This window comes from Streptomyces sp. NPDC043861, assembly GCF_056435905.1.
This window is the reverse complement of record NZ_JBWKDP010000016.1, coordinates 103302-128685: the sequence shown is the minus strand read 5'-3', so window position 1 is coordinate 128685 and position 25384 is coordinate 103302. Positions and strand designations below refer to the sequence as shown.

General features: G+C 70.5%; 24 protein-coding genes and 3 pseudogenes. 10 read left to right on the top strand and 17 right to left on the bottom strand.

All coding sequences use genetic code 11. The annotated features are described in order from the left end of the window. Positions 1-51: 51 nt before the first annotated feature. The 8 genes and pseudogenes from AC068D_RS30070 to AC068D_RS30035 all read right to left on the bottom strand — a co-directional run bounded on the left by AC068D_RS30070 (position 52) and on the right by AC068D_RS30035 (position 9413). On the bottom strand, positions 52-2769 hold the full coding sequence (locus AC068D_RS30070; protein WP_478826244.1) for a DUF7824 domain-containing protein: 2718 nt from the start codon (positions 2767-2769) through the stop codon (positions 52-54). Then, the gene (locus AC068D_RS30065) at positions 2766-4190 is read right to left on the bottom strand and encodes an SWIM zinc finger family protein (protein WP_478826243.1); all 1425 of its coding nucleotides are present in this window, start codon (positions 4188-4190) and stop codon (positions 2766-2768) included. The genes AC068D_RS30070 and AC068D_RS30065 overlap by 4 nt, the downstream gene beginning before the upstream one ends. Positions 4191-4275: 85 nt before the next feature. Next, entirely contained in the window at positions 4276-4587 is a 312-nt protein-coding gene (locus AC068D_RS30060; RefSeq protein WP_478826242.1) for a transcriptional regulator, read from the bottom strand. Beyond that, positions 4584-5003: a hypothetical protein gene (locus AC068D_RS30055; protein ID WP_478826241.1), complete on the bottom strand. Its 420-nt coding sequence runs from the start codon at positions 5001-5003 to the stop codon at positions 4584-4586. The genes AC068D_RS30060 and AC068D_RS30055 overlap by 4 nt, the downstream gene beginning before the upstream one ends. An 87-nt stretch (positions 5004-5090) precedes the next feature. Further along, positions 5091-6641, bottom strand: a complete 1551-nt coding sequence (locus AC068D_RS30050) for an alkaline phosphatase D family protein (protein WP_478826324.1) — start codon at positions 6639-6641, stop codon at positions 5091-5093. A gap of 264 nt (positions 6642-6905) precedes the next feature. Further along, a pseudogene (locus tag AC068D_RS30045) lies at positions 6906-7442 on the bottom strand (MocR-like pyridoxine biosynthesis transcription factor PdxR); the annotation flags it as partial. Positions 7443-7768: 326 nt separating this feature from the next. Next, positions 7769-8599, bottom strand: a complete 831-nt coding sequence (locus AC068D_RS30040; protein ID WP_478826240.1) for an alpha/beta fold hydrolase — start codon at positions 8597-8599, stop codon at positions 7769-7771. Between the two features lie 160 nt (positions 8600-8759). After that, the gene (locus AC068D_RS30035; protein ID WP_478826239.1) at positions 8760-9413 is read right to left on the bottom strand and encodes an NADPH-dependent F420 reductase; all 654 of its coding nucleotides are present in this window, start codon (positions 9411-9413) and stop codon (positions 8760-8762) included. 136 nt (positions 9414-9549) lie between these two features. Here AC068D_RS30035 and AC068D_RS30030 point away from each other — a divergent pair, with 136 nt between their 5' ends. Further along, positions 9550-10431 carry an RNA polymerase sigma-70 factor gene (locus AC068D_RS30030; RefSeq protein WP_478826323.1) on the top strand — a complete coding sequence of 294 codons (882 nt, stop codon included), beginning with the start codon at positions 9550-9552 and terminating at the stop codon, positions 10429-10431. A 241-nt stretch (positions 10432-10672) separates the two neighbouring features. Beyond that, positions 10673-11437, top strand: a complete 765-nt coding sequence (locus tag AC068D_RS30025) for a GntR family transcriptional regulator (RefSeq protein ID WP_478826322.1) — start codon at positions 10673-10675, stop codon at positions 11435-11437. Positions 11438-11478: 41 nt separating this feature from the next. Here AC068D_RS30025 and AC068D_RS30020 read toward each other — a convergent pair whose 3' ends face one another. Next, positions 11479-12636: an ROK family transcriptional regulator gene (locus tag AC068D_RS30020; protein WP_478826238.1), complete on the bottom strand. Its 1158-nt coding sequence runs from the start codon at positions 12634-12636 to the stop codon at positions 11479-11481. Between the two features lie 140 nt (positions 12637-12776). Between AC068D_RS30020 and AC068D_RS30015 the strand changes: the two genes are divergently transcribed. After that, entirely contained in the window at positions 12777-13214 is a 438-nt protein-coding gene (locus AC068D_RS30015; RefSeq protein WP_478826237.1) for a hypothetical protein, read from the top strand. Between the two features lie 76 nt (positions 13215-13290). Here AC068D_RS30015 and mug read toward each other — a convergent pair whose 3' ends face one another. Genes mug through AC068D_RS30000 form a run of 3 tightly spaced genes read right to left on the bottom strand, consistent with a single transcriptional unit; the run spans position 13291 to position 16189 of the window. After that, the gene (gene mug, locus AC068D_RS30010; RefSeq protein WP_478826321.1) at positions 13291-13884 is read right to left on the bottom strand and encodes a G/U mismatch-specific DNA glycosylase; all 594 of its coding nucleotides are present in this window, start codon (positions 13882-13884) and stop codon (positions 13291-13293) included. Then, a complete protein-coding gene (gene purB, locus AC068D_RS30005; protein WP_478826236.1) occupies positions 13881-15314 on the bottom strand; it encodes an adenylosuccinate lyase in 1434 nt (477 codons plus the stop codon). The genes mug and purB overlap by 4 nt, the downstream gene beginning before the upstream one ends. 59 nt (positions 15315-15373) lie before the next feature. After that, a complete protein-coding gene (locus tag AC068D_RS30000) occupies positions 15374-16189 on the bottom strand; it encodes an SGNH/GDSL hydrolase family protein (protein ID WP_478826235.1) in 816 nt (271 codons plus the stop codon). Between the two features lie 118 nt (positions 16190-16307). On the opposite strand from AC068D_RS30000, the gene AC068D_RS29995 reads away from it, so the two are divergent. Next, complete coding sequence (locus tag AC068D_RS29995; RefSeq protein ID WP_478826234.1) at positions 16308-16565, top strand: holin; 258 nt, start codon at positions 16308-16310, stop codon at positions 16563-16565. Here the strand turns inward: AC068D_RS29995 and AC068D_RS29990 are convergent. The 4 genes and pseudogenes from AC068D_RS29990 to AC068D_RS29975 all read right to left on the bottom strand — a co-directional run. Beyond that, positions 16553-17575 carry a hemolysin family protein gene (locus AC068D_RS29990; RefSeq protein ID WP_478826233.1) on the bottom strand — a complete coding sequence of 341 codons (1023 nt, stop codon included), beginning with the start codon at positions 17573-17575 and terminating at the stop codon, positions 16553-16555. The two genes, AC068D_RS29995 and AC068D_RS29990, sit on opposite strands and share 13 nt — an antisense overlap. Further along, positions 17572-18924, bottom strand: coding sequence for a hemolysin family protein (locus AC068D_RS29985; RefSeq protein ID WP_478826232.1), 1353 nt, complete (start codon positions 18922-18924; stop codon positions 17572-17574). Before AC068D_RS29985 ends, AC068D_RS29990 begins: the two co-directional genes overlap by 4 nt. A gap of 146 nt (positions 18925-19070) precedes the next feature. Beyond that, entirely contained in the window at positions 19071-19502 is a 432-nt protein-coding gene (locus tag AC068D_RS29980; RefSeq protein WP_478826231.1) for a GNAT family N-acetyltransferase, read from the bottom strand. Positions 19503-19575: 73 nt separating this feature from the next. After that, a pseudogene (locus AC068D_RS29975) lies at positions 19576-19997 on the bottom strand (FtsX-like permease family protein); the annotation flags it as partial. On the opposite strand from AC068D_RS29975, the gene AC068D_RS29970 reads away from it, so the two are divergent. The 6 genes from AC068D_RS29970 to AC068D_RS29945 all read left to right on the top strand — a co-directional run bounded on the left by AC068D_RS29970 (position 19918) and on the right by AC068D_RS29945 (position 24599). Next, a complete protein-coding gene (locus AC068D_RS29970) occupies positions 19918-20622 on the top strand; it encodes a PD-(D/E)XK nuclease family protein (RefSeq protein WP_478826230.1) in 705 nt (234 codons plus the stop codon). The pseudogene AC068D_RS29975 and the gene AC068D_RS29970 sit on opposite strands and share 80 nt — an antisense overlap. A 94-nt stretch (positions 20623-20716) precedes the next feature. After that, entirely contained in the window at positions 20717-20878 is a 162-nt protein-coding gene (locus AC068D_RS29965) for a hypothetical protein (RefSeq protein ID WP_478826229.1), read from the top strand. After that, positions 20875-21042, top strand: coding sequence for a hypothetical protein (locus AC068D_RS29960; protein WP_478826228.1), 168 nt, complete (start codon positions 20875-20877; stop codon positions 21040-21042). Before AC068D_RS29965 ends, AC068D_RS29960 begins: the two co-directional genes overlap by 4 nt. Positions 21043-21243: 201 nt before the next feature. Further along, a complete protein-coding gene (locus AC068D_RS29955; protein ID WP_478826227.1) occupies positions 21244-21894 on the top strand; it encodes a hypothetical protein in 651 nt (216 codons plus the stop codon). Positions 21895-21965: 71 nt separating this feature from the next. Beyond that, a complete protein-coding gene (locus AC068D_RS29950; protein WP_478826226.1) occupies positions 21966-22100 on the top strand; it encodes a hypothetical protein in 135 nt (44 codons plus the stop codon). Between the two features lie 510 nt (positions 22101-22610). Beyond that, positions 22611-24599, top strand: a complete 1989-nt coding sequence (locus tag AC068D_RS29945) for a recombinase family protein (protein ID WP_478826225.1) — start codon at positions 22611-22613, stop codon at positions 24597-24599. On the opposite strand, the pseudogene AC068D_RS29940 reads toward AC068D_RS29945, so the two are convergent. Beyond that, positions 24568-25383 (bottom strand): annotated as a pseudogene (locus tag AC068D_RS29940) (ABC transporter permease); the annotation flags it as partial. The gene AC068D_RS29945 and the pseudogene AC068D_RS29940 sit on opposite strands and share 32 nt — an antisense overlap. Between the last annotated feature and the right edge of the window lies 1 nt (position 25384).

Below are 25384 nucleotides of genomic sequence, written 5' to 3'. Positions count from 1 at the left end.
GCGTGATCACGAACGCTTTGTGACTGGCTGGTTAAGCATCGATCTGGCTGACTATCGCCCGCTTTCGTCATCTTGTGTCCTCGGCTGATCAAGGCTCTGGCGTATCGCGTTCAGCAGCCGCCCGGCCTGAGCGACGAGCCGGGAGGACCCGCCTCGTGCGGCGAGCCCGGCGAGCCCGGGGACCTTTCGGACACCGCCCGGTTCCGGCACCTCCGCCCCGCACCGTTCGACGCAGTCGGCTGCCACCGACAGCAGTTCACCCGTCCCGCGCGGCGGATCACCGGCGTCCAGCAGACCGGGCAGCGCCGCTCCGAGCACCGACCACGTCGTCGCCCAGGCACCGGTCGCCGCGGCGGTGCGGACCGCATCCGCAAGCCGGTTGGGCTTGACGGTGCCGAGCCGTACCAGCTCTGACAGTTCACGGCCCAGCCGTGCCCCTTCCAGCTCACCGCGCGCCGCGAGGACGAGCAGCGCGTCGACCGCCGCGAGCCGGTCCTCCGGGTGTCGTGCGGCGAGCGCGTACGCCAACGACAGATGCAGTGCCTCCCCGGCGGTCCCGCCCGACTCGGCCAACCGGGGCAGCAGCCCCGCATGGCCGCGCTCCTCCGCAGTGGCACAGGCCGTCATGTCGGGCAGCAGCAAGAGGGCCAGGGCCTCTCGGTCCTCCGGCAGCACCGCCGGCCAGAGCGGGTCCGGCTCGGTCCAGTGGTAGCAGCGCGAGACCGTGCCGGGGTGGTTGAGCAGCTGGAACTCAGGAGGGAAGTCGCGCCGGACGGCCGGGCGCTCCGTACCCTCCAGCACGATGCGGCGCACGGAAGCCCGGTCCCGCTGCCACCAGTGGAGCCGCGACAGGTCGTGCGGCGGTTCCTCGATGCGGCGCTGCGGACGCACCGCATCGCCCTCTGAGGTGAGCCAGGCAGCGAGCCGCGCACCCTCCCGGGTGCCGAGGGCGGCAGCCGCGGCCGCCGCCGCGGGGTCACGGCGGACTCGCAGCAACGCCTGCGCGAAGTCGATGGATGCGGGGGTCGCGCACTGTCGCTGATAGCTGCGCAGCCCCTCGATCAGCACGTCTGGGTCCAGTGTGCCGTTCTCCCAGGTCGGAGTGGCAAGGAGGAACGGCAGGGGGCGGGTCTGGACGTGGTACGCGGCCTCGCCCACCCGTGCGGCCGGAACACCGTCCAGCGCCGTGTGGGCGCAGCGCGTCGCTCCGTCCGTGCGGGAGCGGATGCTGCGCGGACGCGTTGCCCGGACCCGGTCCAGAACAGCGGCGGCGACGGTCTCCAACCCGTGCAGCCGGTCGACTTCCGCCCGGCCGGCGCCGGCCTCGAGCCACCAACTGCCGGCGAGCGCTTGCCGCAGCGCGCCGGCCAGCGCCGCCCGGTCCAGACGGGCGTGCCGCACCAGACCGTCCAGGGCCCGTTCGAACTCCGGGACCGTCGACGAACCCGACTTGACCACGGCCGCCACCAGCTCGACGGTCTCGGCGACCGTGTCCGGCGCAGGCGCGAGCCGCATCGGGACCGGCACCGGTGGGAGCGTCTCCGCATACGGTGTGCGCGTGGCCGGCCGCATCGCCCCGCCGAACACCTCGGCCGCGCGAGCCCGGTGCACCGGACTCAACAGCTCGGTGAAGCCGGCGAGTTCGGAGCGGAGGGCTTCGCTGCTGCGGTGACTGCCCCGACCGGCTCCGATGTGCCGGGCCACCAGCTTCAGCGCCCGTTCCTGGATATCGGTGTCCGCGTGCCCGAACGCCTCGGCGATCACCGGCAGCAGCGCGTCCGCGGCTGCCGGGTCACGCCGCAGCACCTTGCCGAGCAGCACCAGTTGGCCCCGCACAAGCTTCTTCTCGGGGCGGAACAGAACGGCGCCGGACATCTCCGCCAGCTGTGCCGTGGGCAGTTTACCGGCCCCGGCCATCCTGCCCAGGACGTCCTGGGCGCGACCGGCCAGGGCCGAGGGTCCGTCCGCCGCCATCGCCGTCCAGTCCGCCACGCGTTCCCGCTCCTCGGCCGGCGTCAGTGCCAGCCGGTCGAGCAGTATCAGGAAGAACCTCAGCTGTCCCGGGCGGCCCCCGCGCAGCAGCCGTGCCACGCACCCGTCCACCAGTACCGAACGGTCCAGCACGCCTTCCTCGGCCAGCGCGGCAAGGGCCGAGGGCCAGTGGTCCGGCGCCAGCGGGTCGGCGTACCAGGACAGTGTCGGGGCAGGCTCCACGGTCTCGAACAGCCGTGGTACCAGCTCCCTCACATGCGGGTCGTTGCGCAGTGCCAGGGGGAGCGTGGCGCGGGAGGCGTGCGAGGGCCTGGCCGAGATCAGGGATTCGGCCCAGCCGTGCACGAAGGCGTCGCTCGTCGGAACGGGGCACTGTGCGGTACGCACCAGTTCCGCGATGAACGGGTAGTCCTCCGCGGCGGTGGCGGCCCTTCCCGCGAGCCGGTGCGCAAGATCGCCCAGCCACGCCGGGTCCCGGTCGGCGAGCAGGTCGAGCAGGACCGTGACCGGGAGCGGCCGCCAGTCGCGAAGCTCCCGCGCGCCGATCCAGGTTGCCGTGGCCGCCGCGCCCGTGTGGCAGCCGGTTCCCGCGACGAGCAGTGCGCGCCGGGCGGCACCCTGCTCCCGCCGGCGGTTCCCGCCCCAGCCGCGGACGTCGCGGCGTAGCTCCTTCAACTCGGCGAGGGCCGCCCGGCGTTCGGCCCTCGTCATCCGCTTCACCAGGCCCGGCACCGCGGCGTCCCTGCCCGCCCGTACGGCGTCGACGAGCTCCTTCACGGTGCACCTCCACCCGTGGTCGTGGCAGCGCTCCGTGGCGCGTTGCTCTCTGTCGTGCCGTGCTCCGTCCGGCCACGCCTCGTCATCCGGACGGCCAGTGCGTGCTTGCACGGCCCACGGCTGCCCCGGTAGTCGGCCCACCACTGGCAGGTGCAGCTGAGTGCCCCGCCCGAGTCGCGAACCTGGTAGTGCTGTTCGCCCGACACGACGGTCGCGGTGTCGCCATCGATCCGAACCGCGCCGAGGGCGACCAGGTTCCCGGCGGCGACCAGGCGCGGGTTGTGCCGCTCGGTCCGGTCCGCGTCGTACGGCAGCTCCCGGTGGAAATACGCCGCATCCGCGATGTCGTACCCCACGCGGCCGGCGGTGCCGAGCCGGGTGAGCGCGGCCCGGACCCGCTCCACCGGCAGCCCGGACTGCTCCGCGAGGTCGGCCGGGTCGATCCTCGGTTCCCACGCCAGCAGCACCGACACCAGCTCCGCGTCCGCCGCGGCCTCGTCCGTGGCGAGCGCCTCCAGCACCCCGCCCTCGCCCGAGAACCCGCGCGCCTTCTCGGGAGACAGCGTGAGGGTCAGCCGCAAGCCCGGCAGTGTCACCTCCCAGGCGCTCGCCGTGGGGGCGCCGCCCGTCACCGGGGGCCCGTACACCCGCAGCCCCGTCGCCGGGCGCAGCACCCGCTGCAGCGCCGACAGCCGCTCGGGGCCGGGCAGACAGACGGCACCGGGGACCGGCCGCGTCGTCGGGCGCAGGGTCCCGCCCGCCGGCACGACCCACATCGCGCCCCGCGAGGCACGGCCCGAGGAGCGGGGCAGGGAACGCAGGAACCGCACCGTCTCGGTGGCCGTCAGTTCGGCCCGCAGATCGAATCCGGCGGAGACCACCTGAGCCTCCGCGAAACCGCGCAGCCAGCGGTCCGGGAGCGGCACCTTCTTCTCCACCACGGGCCCGTCGAGCGTGGTCACCGAGAGCTCGTCCGGCCCGACCCGCAGATGCAGCGGATCGTCTCCGGCAAGCCGTGAAAGAGCCTCCCGGAGCGGGTTGTTGACATCGACATTCGTCGTGCCGTGACCGGTTTCCGCGCCGTCGAGTCCCTCCTGGAGCACATCGAGGCGTGCGTACACCCCGCAGCACCCGGAGAACGACTCGAAGCGCAGCCGGTCCCCGTTGCCCGTCACCACCGGGTCGAGCGAGGCCCGCAGATCGCGCTGGTAGTAGCGCGCCGCCGCCACGTCGGCGACCGCGAGCAGTCCACGGGCCGCGGTCTGCGGCGAGGTCAGAAAGCCGGAGAAGAACCGGGGACGGGCCTCGGGTCCGGAGGGCGTCAGCCCACCGGCGGTCTCCAGGCCGAGCAGTCGGCCGCCCCCTGACGACTCGAGGGCGGACGGCCGTGCATAGGCGAATGCCTGTACGGATCGCGTCATGTGAAGGACCGTAGGGCCCGCCACTGACAACGCCCTCCCGCATCGTCCTCCCGACCTGCCGGGGGATGCGGGAGGGCATCGGTGTTCAGTTCCCCGCGATGGCCCTCAGTGCATCGAGGTGACGCCGGTAGACCGTGCGTCCCCGGGCGGTCAGAACCAGCCAGGTGCGGGTACGGCGGCCCACCCGGCCCTTGCTCACCGAGACGAGGCCCGCCTCCTCGAGCGCCGCCACCTGTTTGGACAGGGCCGAGTCGGTGACCTCGACGAGGTCGCGCACAAAGGCGAACTCGGCCTTGTCCAGCGGAGCGAGGGCCGCCATGACCGAGAGCCGCACCGGAGAGGTCAGCAGCGGTTCCAGGGCGTGGCGGGGATGGCTGCCGGGAGCGGTCCCGGTCATGCGTCCTGCCTCCGCTCCAGCCAGGCGCCCACCGCGAGCGGCACGGTGCACACCGCGGCCGCGGCCGCGGCGAACGCGGTGCTGTCACGGAAGGCCGTGAACCCCAGCACGATCGTGAGAGCGTAGAGCACGCCCCAGGCCAGGATCGTGACGGTGTGCCGGATGCCGAAGCCGCGCCGCACGGCCCGCTGCCGTGCCGCGTACACGCTCAGGCCCGACACCGCCACGACGTACACGACGAGCGAGATCGGCGTGACGACCGTGCCGTGCAGCAGCAGGACGGTCGGGATCAGCACGAGCTGGATCGCCGCGAAGACCGACAGATAGGCCGTGTACCAGCTGCTGCGACGGCGTGCGGCGGTCTCCATGCGTGCGGTGTGGCCCAATGCCTCGGTGGCATCGATGTGTTCGGACATGTCTTCTCCCCGTTGGCCTCGACGGCATCTACTTTCCAATATGGCAAGTAAATGCCATCGAGGCAACTCCCAGGAGGGGAAGCGGCGTTACTGGCCGACCCGTCCCGGCTGGAGGACCTTGCTGAACAGGACCGTTCCGCCCTCGGCCCGGAGCCGCACGGTCAACTCGCCGCTTCCGCCGTCGATCTCGACCTCTCCGAAGTGCTGCGGCCACTCCATGGGCGACACATTGGCCCGCTCCGGCGCCCGCACGAAGACCCGCTCCGGCCCGAATGTGCCGTCCAGGGCGTTGGCCGGGAAGCCGCCCGCTGCGAGCGGTCCGGACACGAACTCCCAGAAGGGGGCGAAGTCCTTGAAGGCCGCCCGCTCCGGCGCGTAGTGCTGCGCCGATGTGTAGTGGACGTCCGCGGTCAACCACAGCGTGCCCGGGATCCGCCGGTGCTTGACGAACCGCAGCAGTTCGGCGATCTGAAGCTCGCGCCCCAGGGGCGCACCGGGGTCGCCCTGTGCGACCGCCTCGAAGTCCGTGGCGCCGTCGGCGACGACGAGACCGAGCGGCAGGTCCGAGGCGATCACCTTCCACACCGCACGCGAATGTGACAACTCACGCTTGAGCCAGGCCAGTTGCTTCTCACCCAGGATTCCGACCGGATCATCGACCCCCCGGCCGGGAGAGTTGGCATTGCGGTAGGAGCGCATGTCGAGGACGAACAGGTCGAGCAGCGGACCGTGGCGCACCACGCGGTGCATCCGGCCCTCGCGGCCGCGTGGCGGCAGGGTGGGGACGGGGAAGTACTCGCCGAACGCCCGCAGCGCGCGGGCGGCCAGCACGTCCACGTCCTTCTCGGTGTAGCGCGCGTCGTCGAGGATCTGCCCCGGGTACCAGTTGTTGCGCACCTCGTGGTCGTCCCACTGCACCACCGTCGGCACTTGAGCGTTGAACCGGCGTACGTTCTCGTCGAGCAGGTTGTAGCGGAAGTTCCCCCGGTACTCGGCGAGTGTCTCGGCGACCTTCGACTTCTCCTCGGTGGTGATGTTGCGCCACACCCGGCCGTCGGGCAGGGGCACGCTCGGGACGATCGGTCCGTCCGCGTACACCGTGTCACCGCTGCACAGGAAGAAGTCCGGGTCGAGCCGCCGCATCTCCTCGTATGCGCGAAACCCGCCGATATCGGGGTTGATGCCCCAGCCCTGCCCGGCGATGTCGCCCGACCACAGGAAGCGCACCCCCTTCTTCCGGTGCGACGGCGCCGTGCGGAACGTCCCGCAGACCGGCTCTCCGGTGCGACGCGGGTCGTCGGGATCGGCGAGCGTCACCCGGTAGTGGATCTGTTCTCCGGCCGGGAGGCCCCGCAGCGCCGTCCTTCCGGTGAAGTCCGTATCGGCGCCGAGGAGCGGACCGTGCCATCTGTGCGCACGGCGGAACGACTCGGTCGCCGAGGTCTCCACCGTCATCCTGGCCGGCCGGTCGGACCGGATCCACACCAGACCGGAGGACGAGGTGACACCGCCCGCCTGGACGCCCCAGGCTGCGCCCGGCCTGCCGCGCAGAGCCTGGGCCGGGGCGGCGGCCCCGAGAGTGAGCGCCGCGGACGCGGCGAGTGAACCGCGCAGCAGGGCGCGGCGGTTGTACGACATCGGAAGACCTCCGGGAAAGGGACGGGGAGGGGTGCGTCGCCCCTGCCTAGTGCCCCGCGACGGCGAGCACACGAACCGCACATGAACAACGCGGCACCGCGGGAGCGGACGACGACTTCGTGGCGCGGCTCGACCCGCCACGGCGAGATGTGGCCCCGTGTCCCTGCGGCGAAGCGTGCCCCCTCGCCCGGCATGTGCGGAGCGGGAGGGCACGCGGTCGGGCGCCCGAAGGCCGCCGGGCGGTCCTCCGCCTCCGGGACCGGTGCTACCCCCCGCGGCCCTCGCCGCGTCGGCGGGGAGCCGCACCCCGCCCTCGAACTGCGCAGGGGACAGATGCGCACAGCCGAGAACCAGCCGTACGCAGTCGTCGGCGGCATACGCGGTCCCACGGTCCGTGCAGTGCGCGACCGGCCGCAGCGCGACCCGGTACGAGCCGCGCGGGCTCGGGGCCGTAACGGCCGGGCAGCCGGGCGATGATGTGCAGACCGGCGGCGATTCCGCTGACTCGCGGTGCCGGGGAAGTGCTCCGCGAGCGCCGAGACGAGGGCGTCACGGCGCTCGCGGTAGGCGCGCAGACGGCGGCGCAGCCGACGGTCGTAGGCCCCGCTCGTCACGAAGTAGGCCGGCAGGGCCTGGTCGAGCGCCGGATTGCCGACGTCCATCGTCCGCTCACGGGCCACGATCTCCTCGGTCAGGGCCTCGGACGCGACGAGCCGGCCCAGGCGCAGCTGGGGGAGCCGGCGACTTCCTCACCGAGCCCGTCCGGACGACCCGCTCGGGGTCGAGGCCGGGCTGCAGTCCACTGCGGTCTGCGGGATCGCCGGGCTCCAATCGGCCGCCACCGGGCCGGTACTCGACGGCGGTGGGTCCTGCGGATGCCCTCCGTCACCGAGGCGCCGGCGCTGGGGTGGCAGGCGGTGACCGCCACGGTGATCGCATTCATCCTCCGGTGCATGGGCGTACAGCGGTTCGGCGCCGAGCGGGCCACCGTCTTCTCCGGGCTGATCCCCGTCTCCGCCGCCGCCCTCACCGCACCCCTCGTCGGCACCGGCGCGTACGGTCCGGCGCAGGCGTCGGCCAGTGTTCTCGTCGGCGCCGGCCCGTCCCCGACGGCCGGCGACGGGGATTCAGCGGCTGCCGTCGAGAATGACCCGGGCGACGAGCGCGGGATCGTCGTTCATCGGCACATGTCCGCAACCGGGCAGCCGCACCAGACGGGCGCCGGGGATCGCATGCTTGGCACGGACACCCTGACGGCGCAGCAGGAGCCGGTCCCGGGTGCCCCAGGCCACGGTGACCGGAAGGCCGGGCACGTCGTCGGTGAAGAGGACCTGCCGCCCGGCGCCGAGCGTCTGGTGGAAGCCGCCGGCGTCACGGAGCGCGAGCGTCTCCGCGACGACCGCCTCGGGTGAACGGCGTCCTGGACGTGCGTAGATGGTGCTGGTCAGCGCCGCCCGCCCGGCCGCCGTGCGCGAGAGCGTCTCGACCACCGGCAACGGCAGCATCCGGGCGCCGCGGCGCATCGCGAGCAGCGTTCCGAACGCGTACCGGCGTTCGCCCTCCGTCCAGAAGCCGGCGGGGGACAGTGCCGTCACCGACCGTACGAGCTTCTCGCGTCCCAACTCCAGGGCGAGCAGCCCACCGAGGGAGTTGCCCGCGACATGAGGGCGCTCGACCCCGAGCGCCTCGCAGAACGCGACGAGTGCCGGCGCGACCGACGAGAGCTCGTACGACATGCCATCGGGCAGTGCCGGGGACAGTCCGAAGCCGGGCAGATCGACGGCGATGACGTCGCGCTCCGGGGCCAGGAGCGGAAGGACGGGTTCCCATGCCTGCCAGTGGTGACCGATGCCGTGGAGCAGCAGCAGCGGCTCGCCCCTGCCCCGTCGTTCGTACGCCACGGACAGTGTGTGGCTTCCGCTCGGGGAATCGAACGTGAACGAGACCTTCGAGGCCATACCGCTGCTCCCTGCGCTCTGTGACCGTACCGGCGGCCGTGGTCCATGGACGTGCCCTGACAGGGCGTCCCGCCGAGTGTAGACGCCCTGTCAGCAACAATTACCGCTCAGTAGCATCGAGTTCAAGGGGCTGGCTGTCACGGTCTCGGCCGTCCGCGGCCTAATGGCTCCTGCGCACCTCGAAGTTGAACTCCGCATGCCCGAACTTCCGGAAGAGCGCGAACCACAGGGGCAGCATCATCTCCACCGCCCGCGCCGACTCGATCCCGCCCAGATCGACCACCCGGTCGGCCGGCCACCCGAACTCACCCAGGAGCTCCCTCGCCTCCGCCTTGGCGTGGTCGTCGTCGCCGGAGACGAAGATCTGATGTCCGCCCGGCACCAGCGCGGGATTCACCATCACCGCACAGTTGACGGTGTTGAGGGATTTCACCACACGGGTCCTCGGGAAGGCCCGCTGGATCTGCTCGCCCACGCTGTCCGACTCGACGGGAGACAGCCGCAGTCGACCGTCGTCGAACGAGATCGGATTGGAGACGTCGATCAGCAGCTTGCCGGCGAGCGCCTCCTCGCCCACGGTCTGCAGGGCCGCGAGGGCCACCTGGCCGCCGACTGCCGAGACCACCGCCTCGCCGTATGCGGAGGCATCGGCGAACGTGCCGTGGCTCGCCGACGGGCCCCTGGCCGCCGCCCACTCCACGGCCGCCGGATTGTTCGGATCCCGCGACCCCATCCGTACCTCGTGGCCCAGTTTCACCAGCTCGTCCGCGAGGGTGCGCCCGACCACGCCCGTACCCAGCACCGCGTACCGCACAGAAGCCTCCAGTTCCCGGCCGCCGTCCACGGGCGACCGCCGCCTGCACATTCTGTGCGCAGGCGGTACGCCTGTGTGCCCAGCGACGCACGCTTATCGCCTGGACATCCGTGTGCGCGTGAGCTGGGATGGAACCGTGGCCGCCGACACCGTGACCGACGTCTTCGAAACACACCGCCCCGTGCTGACGGGGGTGGCCTACCGCATGCTCGGACGGTTCGCCGACGCCGAGGACGTGGTCCAGGACACCTGGCTGCGCTGGTCCGCGGAGGCGCGCGACGATGTGCGCGAGCCCCGCGGCTATCTGGTACGCATCACCACTCGGCTCGCGATCGACCGCCTGCGGCAGGCACAGTCCCGTCGTGAGGCGTACGTCGGGCCCTGGCTGCCGGAGCCGATCGCGACCGACTACGACCGCACCGTGCCCGACACCGCCGAGCGTGCCGTGCTCAGGGAGTCGGTGTCGCTCGCGGTTCTGGTCGTCATGGAATCGCTTTCGCCGCTGGAGCGGGCGGTGTTCGTCCTCCGCGAGGCCTTCGGGTTCCCCTATTCCGAGATCGCGACCGCTCTCGACCGCAGCGAGTCCGCAGTACGGCAGCTGGCCGGGCGGGCCCGGCGCCATGTCGAGGAGCGCAGGCCGCGCTACGACGTCGACCCTGCCGAACGGCGTGACCTGACCGAGCAGTTCCTCGCCGCCGCGTCGGGCGGTGACCTCGATTCGCTCCTGAGCCTCCTTGCCCCCGACGTGAAGCTGGTGAGCGACAGCGGAGGCAAGTCGAAGGCACCGCGCCGCGTCATCGAGACCGCTGTCAAGGTCGGTCGCTTCCTGTTCGCCGTCGCCAAGGAGCCCCTGCCCGACTCGGAGTTCCGCGTCACGGAGCTCAACGGAGCGCCGGCGCTGCTGGTGCTCGCGGGCGGCCGGCCGGACACCGTCGTCCAGATCGAGGTCAGGGACGGCAGGATCCAGTGCATCTACCTCGTACGCAATCCCGACAAGCTCAGCGCGCTCGAGGCATAGCGGCGCCGTCCCGCCGTCGCTCGTGGCCCCGCGTCCGTGAGGACACGGGGCCACTGTTTTTCCGCCATCGTACGAACCTTCTGTGAACGCGTCGTGGCAGACGGTGATTCCATGGCGCAGCACGGCAGGATTGGTCTTGACCAACACTGTGGGCAGTCCTATGGTCGCAGGGTTAGTGCAGGAACCTTTAATAAACAAGGGCACGGAAATCCGCCGGGAACACGGTGATGCGGAGGACAGGGTGGGGACCACGCAGCTCGATACGGCGCCGGAGCCGAAGTACTGGCACCTCAAGACCGTGATCGGCGAGGCGCTGGACTCCGACTTCTCGGTCGGTGAGATCCTGCCCAACGAGCGTGAGCTGGCAGCCCGTTTCGGCGTCGCCCGTGCCACTCTCCGTCAGGCTCTTGAACAACTGGAGCTGGAGGGCCGGCTGCAGCGCCGCCGCGGCGTCGGCACCACCGTCGCCCCGCCCCGCATGGGTGTCGACGTCTCCACCTCCCTGCACGGCTGGCCCGGTGCGCCCTCGGACGCCTGGCAGCCCATGGACTGCACGGTCGCCCTGCCGCCGGCCGTCGTGGCCCGTGCGCTCGGTACGGACGGCGACGAGGAAGTCCACACCGTGCGCCGGATGCTGGAGACGCACGGCCAGCCGGTCGCCGCGGAGCTGCTCTACGTTCCTGCCGGCTCCGTGCCCGAGCTGTCGGCGATCGACGCCCCCTCCGGCACGGCCCGTGCCCGGGGTGTCCTGCGCGAGCTGCAGCAGCTGCCGCTCGACGGCCAGGACCGTGCCGTGGAGCTGGGCTCTGCGCGAGCGGACGACGCCAAGGAACTGGACCGGCTGCCGGGAGCGCCCGTCCTCGTGGTCACCACGCGCTACTTCAGCGCGGGCCGTACCGCGGTCGTCTCCGTGGCGACCTACCGGGCGGACACCTGCAGGCTCACCTTCGGTGACTCGGGCGATCTGGAGATACGGCACGAGGCACAGCACCGCCGCGCCTCCTGAGCGCGCCGACCCGTCCCGACCGCACCTGCGGCCCGCCGAGTTCAGCGGCGGGCCGTCACCGTTCCCTCGATCGCGAACAGCTGCTCCTCCACATGGTCCAGCGCCAGCCGCAGCGCGCCCGTCGCCACGGCGGCCTCACCGAGCATGGAGAGCGCCACACGGGGCGGCCGCAGGCAGTACCGCGACAGCTCGTCGCGCAGCGGATCGAGGACGCCGTCCAGACCGGCCGCCCAGCCGCCGACGACCACCAGCTCCGGATCGAGCGCAAGCACCAGCGCCGCGACGTCGTGCACCAGGCGCTGGATGAAGCGGTCGACGGCCGCGCGGGCCTGTGCGTCGCCACTGCGTGCCCGTGCGAAGACCTCCGCGACCGCCTGCTCGTCCAGCGGATGCAGGGGTTCTCCGGTCGTCGACAGCAGCGTCTCCGGGGTGTCCTCGCGGCCCAGCAGATGCAGTGCACCGATCTCCCCGGCCGCACCGCCGTAGCCCCGGTGCAGCCGCCCGCCGATCAGCGAGCCCGCGCCGGGGCTCAGCCCCGCCAGCACGAAGACGATGTCGTCCGAATCCGTCGCGGCGCCCTTCCAGTGCTCGGCGACCGCCGCCGCGTTGGCGTCGTTCTCCACCAGCACCGGGCAGCGGAAGGAGCGCCTCAGCCGCTCGCCCAGGGCGAGCCCCGTCCAGCCGGGCAACGCCGTGCCCAGCCGTACGGTCCCATTGGCCTCCACGATGCCGGGCGTTCCCACCCCGACCGCCCGGAGCGAACCACGGGCCACCCCCGACCGGCGCAGCACGTCGGCGACGACGGCGCGGACCCGCTCCAGCCGCTCCTCGGCGGAAGCGGTCTCCGACACCTCGCGCGACCCGGCGCCCATGATCCGGCCGTCGAGGCCCGAGAGCAGCGCGGCCACCCGGTGCGGACCGATCTCCACCCCCAGCAGATGGCCCGCCTCCGCGCGGAACCGGAAGCGCCGCGCAGGCCGCCCCTGCCGCCGGGTCACGCCCTCCTCGGGCTCGCTCTCCCTCACGAGCCCACCCTCGATCAGGCCCTCAACGACGCCCTCGACGGTGGGGCGGGACAGTCCCGTGATGCGCGTCAGATCGGTGAGCGTGCGCGACCCGGCGCCCCGCAGCGCATGGAGTACCACCGCGGAATTGATCCGCCGCAGCAGCGACGGGTCCCCGCCGGTCAGCCGGCCCACGGTGTGTCCTTCCAGCTCGTGCGCGTGTCTGCCGGATCGTACTCAATGCCGGGGGGCACGGCGAGAGCGGGCATGCGCGGGACCGCCGGTGCTCGTCTGACGGTACGCCACATGTCAGTGCCGGCAGGTTTACTGGACCCATGACCCTCGCACGGCACCTGGCGATCATCGACCTGCTGCGCTCCCGGCCCTTCCCCGCGGAGTCCGGCCGGTCGGACGTGGGTGACAGCGGCCCGGGGTTTCACACGGCCGAGCTGAGCACGAGCGAGGACTTCTGGGACGACCGGTCGCGGATGGAGGTCGTCGGCGAACAGTACGACGCGGAGCGTGAGGCCCTGGCGCTGCTGCTGAGCGAACGGTGGGGCGCACCCCAGGTCTTCAGCCTGTTCCCGGTCTTCACCAGATGCCACGAGGGCGGCGAGGACATACCGCAACCCTGGCTTGTGCTCAGCAACTCGGTTCCCGACGTACATCTGTGGCGGGTGGACGGCCTCTGGGTGGTGCTCGGAGTCTCGAAGTGGGACACCGAGTTGCCGTATCAGTTGTTGGCCGTCGTCACCGAGACGGATCCGCCGTGAGCAGCCCACGGGTGCGCGGTGGCAGGCATCCCGCGTATGCGGGGAAACCCCCGATCAGGGCCTACCGCTCCGAGCCTCAGAAGGCGCCGTGGTCCCGCGCAGTACCGGGGTTCCCGGTCCGCTCGGCAACCGCCGCGGCAGTCCGGAGCCGTCCGTACTCCTCGGCCATGGCCGGCAGCGTCCAGTGGGCGTTGAGCCCGCTGGGATTGGGCAGCGCCCAGATCCGGGTCCCGCCGATCGTCCGCTCCTGCGGGCCTATGCGTGCCTTCCGGTCCCCGAAGGCCGTCCGGTAGGCCGTGACTCCGGCAACGGCGAGCCAGCGGGGCCGGAGCCGCACCACCTTCTCGGTGAGGATGCGGCCGCCTTCACGGAACTCCTCGTCGCTGAGCTCGTCGGCCCTGGCGGTCGCCCGGGCAGCGACATTGGTGATGCCGAGCCCGTACTCCAGCAGCTCGTCCTGCTCCGCCGGCTGCATCCGGCGCGGGGTGAACCCGGACAGATGCAGTACCGGCCAGAAGCGGTTCCCGGGGCGTGCGAAGTGGTGGCCCGTCGCGGCCGTCATCAGGCCGGGGTTGATACCGCAGAAGAGGACGGCGAGACCTTCCGCGACCACATCGGGAACGAGGCGGTCGCGGGCGGCCTCCAGCTCGGCGGGGGTGATCCGGGTCAGAGGATCGACCCCGGTGCGTATCCGGCGGCAACCGGGTGCTGCTTGGTGATCTCCTCGATACGGGCGACCACCGACGCGACCTGGTCGCCCGCCGCGCCCGTGAAGGACAGCTTGTCCGCCATCAGCGCTTCGAGCCGGCCCCGGTCGAGCGGGATGCGGTCGTCGGCGGCGAGCTTGTCCAGCAGCTCGTTGCGCTCGGCGCCCTGCTCGCGCATCGCCAGGGCCGAGGCGACGGCGTTCTCCTTGATGGCCTCGTGGGCCACCTCGCGGCCGACACCGGCCCGCACCGCGCCCATCAGGACCTTGGTGGTGGCCAGGAACGGCAGGTAGCGGTCGAGTTCACGCGCGACGACCGCGGGGAACGCACCGAACTCGTCCAGCACCGTCAGGAAGGTCTCGAGCAGACCGTCGAAGGCGAAGAAGGCGTCGGGGAGCGCGACCCGGCGCACCACCGAGCAGGAGACGTCGCCCTCGTTCCACTGGTCGCCCGCCAGCTCGCCGGTCATCGAGGCGTAGCCGCGGAGGATGACCATCAGGCCGTTGACACGCTCGCAGGAGCGGGTGTTCATCTTGTGCGGCATCGCGGAAGAGCCGACCTGGCCGGGCTTGAAGCCTTCGGTGACGAGCTCGTGCCCGGCCATCAGCCGGATCGTCTTCGCCAGCGAGGACGGCGCCGCGGCGAGCTGCACCAGCGTCGTGACGACGTCGTAGTCCAGCGACCGGGGATAGACCTGGCCGACCGAGGTGAAGGCGTGGGCGAAGCCCAGGTGCCCCGCGATCCGCTGCTCCAGCTCGGCGAGCTTCGCCGCGTCCCCGCCGAGCAGGTCGAGCATGTCCTGGGCGGTGCCGACCGGGCCCTTGATACCGCGCAGTGGGTAGCGGCCCAGCAGCTCCTCCAGTCGGCCGTACCCGACCAGGAGTTCGTCGGCCGCCGTCGCGAAACGCTTGCCCAGCGTGGTGGCCTGCGCGGCGACGTTGTGCGAACGGCCGGCCATGACCAGCTCCGCGTACTCCCCGGAGAGCTTCCCGAGGCGCGCCAGCGCCGCGACCGTACGGTCCCGCACCAGCTCCAGCGAGAGGCGGATCTGCAACTGCTCGACGTTCTCGGTCAGATCACGGGAGGTCATGCCCTTGTGCACGTGCTCGTGACCGGCGAGTGCGTTGAACTCCTCGATGCGCGCCTTCACATCGTGACGGGTGACCTTCTCGCGCTCCGCGATCGAGGCCAGGTCGACCTGGTCGAGGACGCGCTCGTAGTCGGCGAGCGCCGTGTCCGGCACCTCGATCCCGAGGTCCTTCTGGGCACGCAGCACGGCCAGCCAGAGCTGACGCTCCAGCTTCACCTTCTGCTCGGGGGACCACAGGACGGCGAGCTCCGCGGAGGCGTAGCGGCCGGCCAGGACGTTGGGGATGCGAGGCTTTGCAGTCACGTGAAGGGATTCTACTGGCGGTTTGCGCAGGCCAGCGCCCCGCCCCGATTTGTGCCTTGCTACGAGTGCCCCCCGGCGAGCGGGGCCTCGTACGGGTTCTCTCCCGAGGTTTCGTACGGCAGGAGCTCGGGGCGCTTCGCGGGCAGGCCGTCACCGGACGAGCGCCCGGTGAGCCGACGCGCGATCCAGGGCGCCAGATGCCGCCGGGCGAACCGCGCGTCCGCCGTCCGCCGGGCCGCCCATCCGGGACGCACCGCCGGCGGCAGCGGCGCCCGCCAGTCGTCCTCGGCGGTCATCCCCAGTGTCTGCCATACGGCCTCGGCGACCCTGCGATGGCCCTCGGCGGTCAGATGCAGCCGGTCCGCGTCCCAGAGTCGCTGGTCCGCGAGAACCGGAGCGCCGTACAGGTCCACCACCAGCGCACCGTGCCGCGCCGCGAGCGTGTCGACATGGGCGAAGAGCTCCTCCATGCGCGGCCGGAAGCGCTCCATGACCGGCCCGTTGCGGCCCGGACTGCGCATCAGGACCAGCTGCTCGCAGGAGGGGGCGAGCTTCTCGACGGCTTCGTCCAGCAGTCCTCGCACCCGGCCCATGTCGCACTTCGGACGCAGGGTGTCGTTGAGCCCGCCGACCAGCGTCACCACATCCGCCTTCATCGCGGCCGCACGGTCCACCTGCTCGTCGACTATCTGGCCCATGAGCTTGCCGCGCACGGCGAGGTTCGCGTAGCGGAATCCGGGCGTGTGCCGAGCGAGGCGTGCCGCGAGGAGATCGGCCCAGCCCCGGTACGAGCCGTCGGGCTGCCGGTCGGACATGCCCTCGGTGAACGAGTCGCCGACCGCGACAAGACTGGTGTATGCAGCATTCATCTCCATGGCCGACGAATCATACCGCGCGGTATGTCGTCCCTTCGTGGCGGCCACCCGCCGGTCGCCGGGGCGGTGTCCGGATGCAGGTGTGCGAGCGGGAGAGCCGGCGGGGTATGACCCGTACATGACTAACTTGTGGAGTGCGGCCTTCTGGACCGCCACCGCCGAACGCGCCGTCCGCACCTTCGCCCAGTCGCTCACCGCGGTGCTCGTGGCCGGGGCGACGAATCTCTTCGACGTCGACTGGCCAGCCGCCCTGGCGACGGCCGGCCTCGCGACACTGCTCGCCGTGCTCACGGCGATCGGGGCGTCAGGGGTCGGCGGCCGCGGCCCCGGCATCACCGAGACCACGGACCGGGGACCGGCCGCTCAGCGGCCCTGACCGGACCGGCCCACCAGTTGCCGGAGCACGTCCTCCATCGTGACCAGGCCGGCGAGCTTGCCGTTCGCGTCCATCACCGCCGCCAGATGCGTACGGCTGCGACGCATCGCGGTGAGAACGTCGTCCATCGGGCTGGACGCACGCACCCGCGCGATCGGCCGCAGCGCCGTGACCGGGAACGCCTCGTCCTGCGGCACCTCGTCCAGGGCATCCTTCACGTGCAGATAGCCCAGGATCTTGCGTGAGCTCTCCACCACGGGGAAGCGGGAGAAGCCCGACTCCGCCGAAAGACGCTCCAGCTCCTCGGGCGTGATGCCGACATGCGCGTACACCACTCGCTCCAGCGGCACCACCACGTCCGCGACCGGTCGGCGTCCGAGGTCCAGCGCGTCGCGCAGTCGCTCGGCCGCCCGGTCGTCCAGCAGCCCCGCGTCACCGGAGTCCCGGACCATCCGTGCCAGTTCGGCGTCGGAGAAGGTCGCCGACACCTCGTCCCTGACCTCCACGCGCAGCAACTTCAGCAGCGCGTTGGCGGAGGCGTTGATCGCGAAGATCACCGGGCGCAGTGCCCTGGCCAGGGCCACCAGCGGCGGCCCGAGGGCCAGCGCGGTCCGCGTCGGCTCGGCCAGGGCGACGTTCTTCGGCACCATCTCACCGAGCAGCATGTGCAGATACGTCGCCAGCGCAAGGGCGATCACGAACGAGATCGGGTGGACCAGCCCGTGCGGAACACCGACGGCGTCGAAGACCGGCTCCAGCAGATGCGCGATGGCCGGCTCCGCGACCACACCGAGCACCAGCGTGCACAAAGTGATACCGAGCTGCGCGGCGGCCAGGAGCGCCGAGACGTGTTCCAGCCCCCAGATGACACTGCGGGCCCGCCGGTTCCCGGCCTCCGCCTGCGGCTCGATCTGGCTTCGGCGCACGGAGATCAGGGCGAACTCGGCGCCGACGAAGAAGGCGTTGACCACCAGCGTCAGCAGGGCGATCAGCAGCTGTACCGCGATCATCGAGCTGCCCTCCCCTCGTCATGGCCGTCCGAACGGCCCTCCGACGCGAGTGGCGCATGCATCAGTACCCGTGCTGCGCGCCGCCCGGACGCGTCCACGACGTCGAGCCGCCAGCCGGACACTTCCACGGTGTCGCCGACGGCGGGAATGCGCCCGACCGTGGTGGCGATCAGGCCGGCGAGCGTCTCGTAGGGACCCTCGGGCACCCGCAGCCCGATGGCCTCCAGCTGATCGGTGCGGGCGGCTCCGTCGGCCGACCACAGCGTCCGTCCGTCCGCGTCCTCACCGGCCGCCGCCAGATCCGGCGTCTCATGCGGATCGTGCTCGTCGCGCACCTCGCCGACGACCTCCTCGACGATGTCCTCGAGGGTGACGACGCCGGCGGTGCCGCCGTACTCGTCGATGACGACCGCCATGGTTCGCTTGCCGGACAGCCGGTCCAGCAGCCGGTCCACGGTCAGGGTCTCGGGCACGAGCAGCGGCTCGCGCAGCAGCTCGGTCACCGGATGGCGGGGCCGCTGCTCGGACGGTACGGCCAGGACGTCCTTGATGTGGGCGATCCCGATGACGGTGTCGAGGCTGCCCCGGTAGACGGGGAAACGTGACAGACCGGTGGCGCGGGTCGCATTGGCGACATCCTCCGCCGTGGCCTGGAGCTCGAGGGCGGTGACCTGAACCCGCGGCGTCATCACGTTCTCCGCCGTCAGCTCGGCCAGACTGAGGGTGCGCACGAACAGTTCGGCGGTGTCCGCCTCCAGCGCACCCGCCCTGGCGGAGTGACGGGCCAGCGCGACCAGCTCCTGGGGTGAGCGTGCGGAGGCCAGTTCCTCGGTCGGCTCGAATCCGAGGCGCCGGACCATGTGGTTCGCCGTGCTGTTCAGATGCCCGATCAGCGGGCGGAAGGCGGCTGAGAACATCCGCTGTGGCGTCGCCACGACCTTTGCCACCGCGAGCGGCGACGAGATCGCCCAGTTCTTGGGGACCAGCTCGCCGACGACCATCAGCACGACCGTCGAGAGTCCCGTGCCGATGACGAGCGCCGTCGACGAGGCCACGGACGGCGACGCACCGAGCGCCTCGATCGGCCCGCTGATCAGCTTGGCGATGGACGGCTCGGCGAGCATGCCGACGACCAGATTGGTGACGGTGATGCCGAGCTGCGCACCCGAGAGCTGAAAGGTGAGTCCGCGGACGGCCTTGAGGGCGCTCGCCGCCCCGCGCTCGCCGCGCTCCGCCGCCTGTTCGAGATCGGACCGCTCGACGGTCGTGAGCGAGAACTCCGCCGCGACGAATGCTCCACAGGCGAGGCAGAGCAGCACCGCCACCATGAGCAGGAGCACTTCGGTCATCGGTTCACCTCCGTCCCATGATCGGCCAGGGGGAGGAGGATCGCGCGATGTCGGCTACTGGGAGGCTCGCCCATGGACGGACGCTCACACCTTTCGTTCGATGGTGAATGGTCCACCCATGGTAAAGGACCGGCAAAGCAGCTCTGTCACGCGTGGGTGGTGAACGGCTTCACCCAGCGGCTCCACTGCGGCTCCGGCGCATAACCGGCCGAGCGCCAGGCGTGGTGCGCCCGCTCGTTGCGGTCCAGCACCATTGCGTCCCCGCGTCTGCCGCCCAGCTGTACGAACCTGTCCTCGGCCGCGGTGAGAAGGATGCCGCCCACTCCGCGACGCCGGTGTCCGGGGTGCACCGCGAGCCGGTAGAGATGGCAGCGCCACCCGTCGAATCCCGCGATCACCGTGCCCACCAGCTCGCCCTTCCGCTCCGCGAGGATCAGCGCCCCGGGGTCACGGGCGACGAGGCGCTCGACCCCCTCCCGGTCGTCGCTGATGCTGGTGCCCTCGGCGGCCACCTTCCAGAATGCGAGCACGGCGGCGAGGTCGTCCGGTGCGGCGGCCCGAATACGTAGATCGTTCATAGCTGCCATCCCACCACCCGTGCCCGGGGCCGTCGACGCGTTTCCGACATACGGACAGGGCCCGGACCAGCGGTCATTCATGGGCGATGGCGGTGAGCACGTTCATCCGTGAGGCGCGCAGCGCGGGAACCACCGCCGCGACCAGACCCACGGCCACGGATCCGGCCACGACGGCGACCACCGTCCCCCACGGCACGGCGAACGCGGTCATGCCCTCCAGTGCGAGCACCTGCTGCACCGCCACGCCCCACACCATTCCCAGCGCGAGCCCGAGCACCGCCCCGAAGACCGCGATCACGACGGACTCCAGACGGATCATGCGCGCAGCTGGATCCGCGAGAGCCCGATCGCCCGCAGCAGTCCGATCTCCCGGGTCCTTTCCACCACCGAGAGGGCCAGGGTGTTCACGACCCCCATGACCGCGATGACGATCGCCAGACCCAGCAGCGCGTACACCAGATGGAGCAGCACGGCGAGCTGCTGCCTGACGAGCTCCGCCACCGAGTTCTACGACCTGGCTCAGGTCGATAAGCCGGGCGTCGCCTTCAAGGCGGCAGAGGCTTTCGAGACGCTGTTCAATGTCCAGCTGGCCAAGCTTCGCCAGGCGGAGCCCAACGAGAACGCCTGGCGCAAGAGCGCCAGCGAGGACATCGAGCGCTGGCGCGTCATCGGCTTGCAGTTCGTCCAGTCGTACATCGGCTGGCGAGAGCGCAGCCCCTGGCAGATCTGGACGACGCCCGATGGCGAACCAGCCATCGAGATGGACATCTCCGGGCGCCTGCCCGGATGCCCGGTCGAGATCAAGGCGTTCCTGGACCGGGTCTTCTACGACCCGATCTTCAAGAAGCACTGGATCGTCGACCTGAAGACCTCGAAGCGGCCGCCGAATACTCCGGATCAGTTCCGGACGTACGCGGCCTTGGTGGAGGTCAAGTACGGCATCCGCCCCGAGCACGGGGCCGCCTTCATGAATCGCACGGGCGCCCCTGTCCAAGCCCATCGATCTTGGCGACGCCTCACGGGCGGAGGTCGGCGCCGTGTACGGCGAAGCGTGGACGAAGGTCACCTCCGGCCACTTCCCGGCCGAGGGCATCGTGAAGAAGGACTGCTTCCTCTGTGACGTGCAGTCCTCCTGCCACGCCATTGGCGGGCCATGGGCCCAGCTTCATGACCCGGACCACCCGGGCTACCAACCACCGTTCTGAGAGGGACCAATGACCGTCGAAGAGCTCCGCGATTTGCTGATTCGCACGATCAACAGGAACACGTCGACTCTGAACGCCTCGCCTATCGAGGCGACCGGAGCCAAGGCCGTGATCGGGGTCGAGGACGAGGAGAGCGGCGAGCTGTTCTTCCTAGAGGTCACGGGAGCGTGAGCTACCGCCACAGCAGCTACCGCAAGATGAGCGACGCCGTGAACAAGAGCTTCACCGGCACGGACCTGACCCGGGCCGAGATGAACCGGGTCATGCACTGGTCCAACCGCCCCGCCCTGCCGAGGCCGGCGGGCTGGGGCAGGCCGAAGGGCAAGTGCGCATGACGCTCAAGCCCATCCGCTGGCTTACCAGGCTCTGGGGCTGCACGGCGTGCGGCCAGGTCAACAGCGATGAGTACCCCACGTGCCGGGCGTGCCGCACGGCACGCGGCTGATGCCCCCTGACTGCGACTGCGGCGCCTGCTGCGAGCAGTGCGGCCACTATCCGGGCTGCATACGTAACGAGATCAAAAGAGACGAGGACGAGTGAACGACACCGACCAGGCGAAGGTGGACGACGGTATGGGCACCGACTGGGACGCGCCGGAGAGGGACGACGAAGTGAACTACCCCGAGTACCCCAGCAACCCGCACAACCACCGCTACACGCTGTCCTACGACCCGCAGAAGCCGCCCTTCCTGGTGGTCCGGGCGAACACGGTCGCCGAACTGACGGCGGCCTTCGAAGAGCTGGAGGAGGGCGGCGTGTACGCCGCCATGGGCAACGCCTGGCGGGTCATGAAGTCCCAGGCGTGGGTGGGCCGCCTGCGCCTGCGGCAGTGGGTGCTCCGGTGCCTCCGCCGTTCGGGCCGAACGTCAGCGTCCCGCAGGCTCCGGGCTATCAGGGCCCGCCGGTGCCGCAGGCACCGACGCCCCCGGCTCCGCCGCAGGGTCAGTGGAGCGGCCTGCCTGGACAACGGCAACAACCGGGGCCCGAAGCCGCGACCGGCCGACTGGCCGGACTGGCCGTCGGTGTACAAGATCGACGTTCCGTTCCAGCAGAACGACGCCTTCAAGGCGTTCCGCGAGCAGTACAAGGACGCCCTGAAGGGCAAGGTGTCCTGGACCGGCGGCGGCTACTGGATCCACGGGGAGGTCGTGCAGTCCTTCGCCAACTACAACCCCGTGCCGGCGTAGTGTCCGCCGTTTCCCTCCCGCTGCCCCTCCTCCTCCGCCACACTGCGTGGCGAGAGGAGAGGAGGGGAGCGGTGGAGGATCCAGACAAGGCGTGGCGCATGCAGAGGGCGCAGGAGCAGCGCAGGCGCGATGACGCAGCATTCATGTGGAAGTACCTCGTCGTCGCAATCATCGTGCTGGCCATCATCGGATGGCTGGTGGAGTAGTGCAGACACTGTCCCGCTCCGTGGCGCGGGGGGCTATCGGCAAAGAGCCGTTGCCCCCCGTTTTTGCATCCTGGGAAGCGCTGGGGATCAGGGCCCGGCGGGCGTCGATGTCGATGCTCGCCGGGGTCCCCGGCTCCCACAAGACCCGCATCCATTGGCGGGCTGAGATGGCAGACCCGGGGATTCGAGGCGTCCCATGACCTGGCACCAGCCGTAGGCCCGGTCGCCGTTCACCCAGACGCCGACGGAGTCCATCTCAGCGACCCCTCTCCGTCCCGCAGGGCGATCGATTTCAGGGGAAGACGCGGCGGCCTCACTTCGCGGGGGAGCCTGATCCCAAGATCACGATCACGCTGTGCGTAGGCAAGCCCAACCGCGCTGTCTACGAAGAGGTGTTGGAGATCCTGTTTGCGCCCGAGCCTGGCGAGAAGGCGGCATAATCCGCCACACGGGTGACCCCGGGGGCGTTGGCCCGCACCCCGGGGTCTGGCCAGTCGCGAAGGGACTGACATGACAGAGACTCTCACGAATCTGGAAGACGCAGAGCTCCGGGCTCTGCTGGACGAGATTGGGGCTGTGATCCAGCAGCCGAAGCCGGGGCAGCGCCGGGCGGTGGCCTACCTCCGCGTTTCCACGGAGGAACAGAAGCAGGGCTACGGCCTGGCGTACACGGGCAAGCGCGTGATCAAGCACATCGCCAAGAAGGGGCATGCCCTGGTCGGTATCTACGCCGATGGGGGCTTTAGCGGCAGCCTGGAGTGGCACGAGCGCCCCGACCTGACCCGCCTCATGGAGGCTGCAAGGCAGACCCACCCGCCTTTCGACTTTGTTTGCGTGGCCGAGGCTCGCGCCATCGGCCGGAGAGACAGGGCCTTCTGGCCCTGGGTGTGGGAACTCGAAGAGCGAAGCGTGTTCACCAACGTCGTCAAGGGCGACTACGACAACAGCACAGCCGAAGGTCGGTCCCGGATGCGCAAGGACGCAGACCGCGCCGAGGACGAGCGCGAGACCATCCGCGACCGTACGCAAGGCGGCCTTCAGGAGAAGGCCGAGGAAGGCGGTTACACGGGAGGCTTCGTCCCCTTCGGGTACGAGGTCGAGAACCGGGGCGTCAAAGGTGAGTCCCGACTGGTTCTCTCTGGAGCAGAGACGCCAACGCTCCGGCGCGGCCGGGAGGTTTTCGTCGGCACCAAGAGCTGGCGGAACGCAGCCGCAGTCCTGAACTCGGAGGGCAAGCTGACGCGCAGTGGCAGGCCCTGGTCGTACCAGAACCTCCAGAAAATCATGATGGGCGACCCCGTCCTGAACTCGCGGATTATCTTCCGCAAGAGCAGCAAGGCTCAGCTGGACCGCGAGGGCAATCCGCTGTACGGAGATCGGGTCACCATCGAACTCCCCTCCGTCTTCACCAAGGACGAAGCAGAGGAGCTGCGCGAAGCCGCCAAGCTCGTGAAGAAAGGCCCTCCCGTAAACCGGGGGCGGCTCTACATCCTGAGCAACCGCCTGGTATCCCCGTGCGGGAAGCGCTATACGGGATACCTCCACAACGGGAGCTGTCACGGGTACCGCTGTGACAACGGCTGTGACTGCCCCTTCCTGGAGGCGGAGGTCACCGAGAAATCCGTATGGAGCACCTTCTGCGCGGCCCTAGGGGACCTTGACCGGCTCCGCATGGTTGCTGAGGACTGGGCCGGAGTTAGCTCCGGCCAGGGTGTGAATCACGCCGAACGCATTGCAGATCTCGACAAGCAGATCTCTACGCTGCGGAAGACGGTAAACATCACCATCTCCATGTCGGTCCGTCAGGCGCTTCAACATGGCGCCGATGAAACGGAGGCCGAGGCGGCAGCCGCTACCGCAGTGCTCCCGCTCAATGAGGAACTGGCAAGCCTTCAGAAGCTGAGGAATGAGGCTGCCGCCTGGCAGGCCGAGACCGAGCAGGCGGGCCAGAGGGCCAAGGATCTGCTGGAACTTGCTCAGACGGCCCATAGGAAGCTGGAAAGGCTGGCGCCCGAGAAGAAGCGTCGCCTTCTCGAACTACTGGACACCACGATCACCGTGAATGGCCGCCCGCCGGAGGGTCGAGCGGGGAAGCCTTGCACACTCGCCGGCTGGTTCCGCGAGCGTGACCGGCTTGTACCCGAGCTGACGGACGACGCATGGGAGTCCGTGGCCGACCTCTTCCCGAAGCTGCGCACGATGGAGCCCCGGCAGGTCGTCGCCGGGCTCCTGCACAAGGCACGCACTGGCGTGCAGTGGCGACAGGTACCCGAGGAGTTCGGCAAGGAAGGGGCGCTGCACTCTCACTGGACCCGATGGAAGAACTCGGGCCTATGGGAGCAGGCCATGGACCGTCTTGCCCCGCATGGGGGAGCGGCGCCGTTCGCTCCGTGGGTGGCGCCCGCGATGTCGATTCAGACGTGGGTCATCCCGGAGCTGCTTCTAGACACAGAACAGCACTTGCATGGATCCTCGCGAATCCCAGCATCACGTACTTGATCACATCGAGGAACCCGCCGAGCTGTTCGGCGGCGGACTCGGCCTGTTCGTCGGCAGTCCTCAGTTCGTACGCATCCCCGAGAGCGGCCGCGATCCGCTGTTCGAGCACGGCGTCCGGCACTCCGACCGCCACGTACACGGAGATCGACGTGGCGGCGTCCGGCCGGCCCAGCAGCTGCCGGGGCGCGGTCGCGGGGTCCAGGAACAGCAGGGCAGTACCGGGGTTGGTGGTGGTGAAGGTCGCGATGCCGGTGATCCGGACCCCGAACGAGCCGGGCCGGGCCAGCACGGTCAGCCGGTCCCCGATGCGGAGGTGCTTCTTGTCGGCGGTGTCCTTGTCGAGGAGTGCCTCCCCGGGACCGTGCGGCGCGCGGCCACTGGTCAGCCGCACCGGACTGCGATCGGTGACGTGCCAGTCGGTGGCAATGGTGGGGGCACCGGTGGTCGGTCCGACCGGCTCGTTGTGCTCGTCGACGACCGTGAGGTTCTCGACCGAGGCGTCGGCGTGGGCATCGTCGACTCCGTCGAGCGTCCCGATCCGCGCGGCCAGTGACGCCGGGAGCGTACGGACCGCGCCGGAGGGCACGTATTCGTCGAGTCCCGTCCTCGGGGACACCGTCACGTCCGCCGCAGTCGAGGCGAAGAGCCGGTCGAAGGTGCGGGCCACGGTGTCCGAGAAGATCAGTGAGCCGCTGACGAACGCAACGGACAGGACCACCGCGAGGGCCGACAGCAGCAGTCGGCCCTTGTGGGCGAGAAAGCTCCGCAGCGTGGCTCTGAGCATG

What these genes read in the sequence shown, in the direction of transcription:
- AC068D_RS30040 (WP_478826240.1), bottom strand. Translation starts at nt 8,599, where the DNA reads ATGGCCTCGAAGGTCTCGTTCACGTTCGATTCCCCGAGCGGAAGCCAC.
- AC068D_RS29945 (WP_478826225.1), top strand. Translation starts at nt 22,611, where the DNA reads ATGACAGAGACTCTCACGAATCTGGAAGACGCAGAGCTCCGGGCTCTG.
- AC068D_RS29980 (WP_478826231.1), bottom strand. Translation starts at nt 19,502, where the DNA reads ATGAACGATCTACGTATTCGGGCCGCCGCACCGGACGACCTCGCCGCC.
- AC068D_RS29985 (WP_478826232.1), bottom strand. Translation starts at nt 18,924, where the DNA reads ATGACCGAAGTGCTCCTGCTCATGGTGGCGGTGCTGCTCTGCCTCGCC.
- AC068D_RS29970 (WP_478826230.1), top strand. Translation starts at nt 19,918, where the DNA reads ATGACCGCGATGACGATCGCCAGACCCAGCAGCGCGTACACCAGATGG.
- AC068D_RS29995 (WP_478826234.1), top strand. Translation starts at nt 16,308, where the DNA reads ATGACTAACTTGTGGAGTGCGGCCTTCTGGACCGCCACCGCCGAACGC.
- AC068D_RS30050 (WP_478826324.1), bottom strand. Translation starts at nt 6,641, where the DNA reads ATGTCGTACAACCGCCGCGCCCTGCTGCGCGGTTCACTCGCCGCGTCC.
- AC068D_RS29965 (WP_478826229.1), top strand. Translation starts at nt 20,717, where the DNA reads ATGACCGTCGAAGAGCTCCGCGATTTGCTGATTCGCACGATCAACAGG.
- AC068D_RS30055 (WP_478826241.1), bottom strand. Translation starts at nt 5,003, where the DNA reads ATGTCCGAACACATCGATGCCACCGAGGCATTGGGCCACACCGCACGC.
- AC068D_RS30060 (WP_478826242.1), bottom strand. Translation starts at nt 4,587, where the DNA reads ATGACCGGGACCGCTCCCGGCAGCCATCCCCGCCACGCCCTGGAACCG.
- AC068D_RS30015 (WP_478826237.1), top strand. Translation starts at nt 12,777, where the DNA reads ATGACCCTCGCACGGCACCTGGCGATCATCGACCTGCTGCGCTCCCGG.
- AC068D_RS29990 (WP_478826233.1), bottom strand. Translation starts at nt 17,575, where the DNA reads ATGATCGCGGTACAGCTGCTGATCGCCCTGCTGACGCTGGTGGTCAAC.
- AC068D_RS30065 (WP_478826243.1), bottom strand. Translation starts at nt 4,190, where the DNA reads ATGACGCGATCCGTACAGGCATTCGCCTATGCACGGCCGTCCGCCCTC.
- AC068D_RS30000 (WP_478826235.1), bottom strand. Translation starts at nt 16,189, where the DNA reads ATGGAGATGAATGCTGCATACACCAGTCTTGTCGCGGTCGGCGACTCG.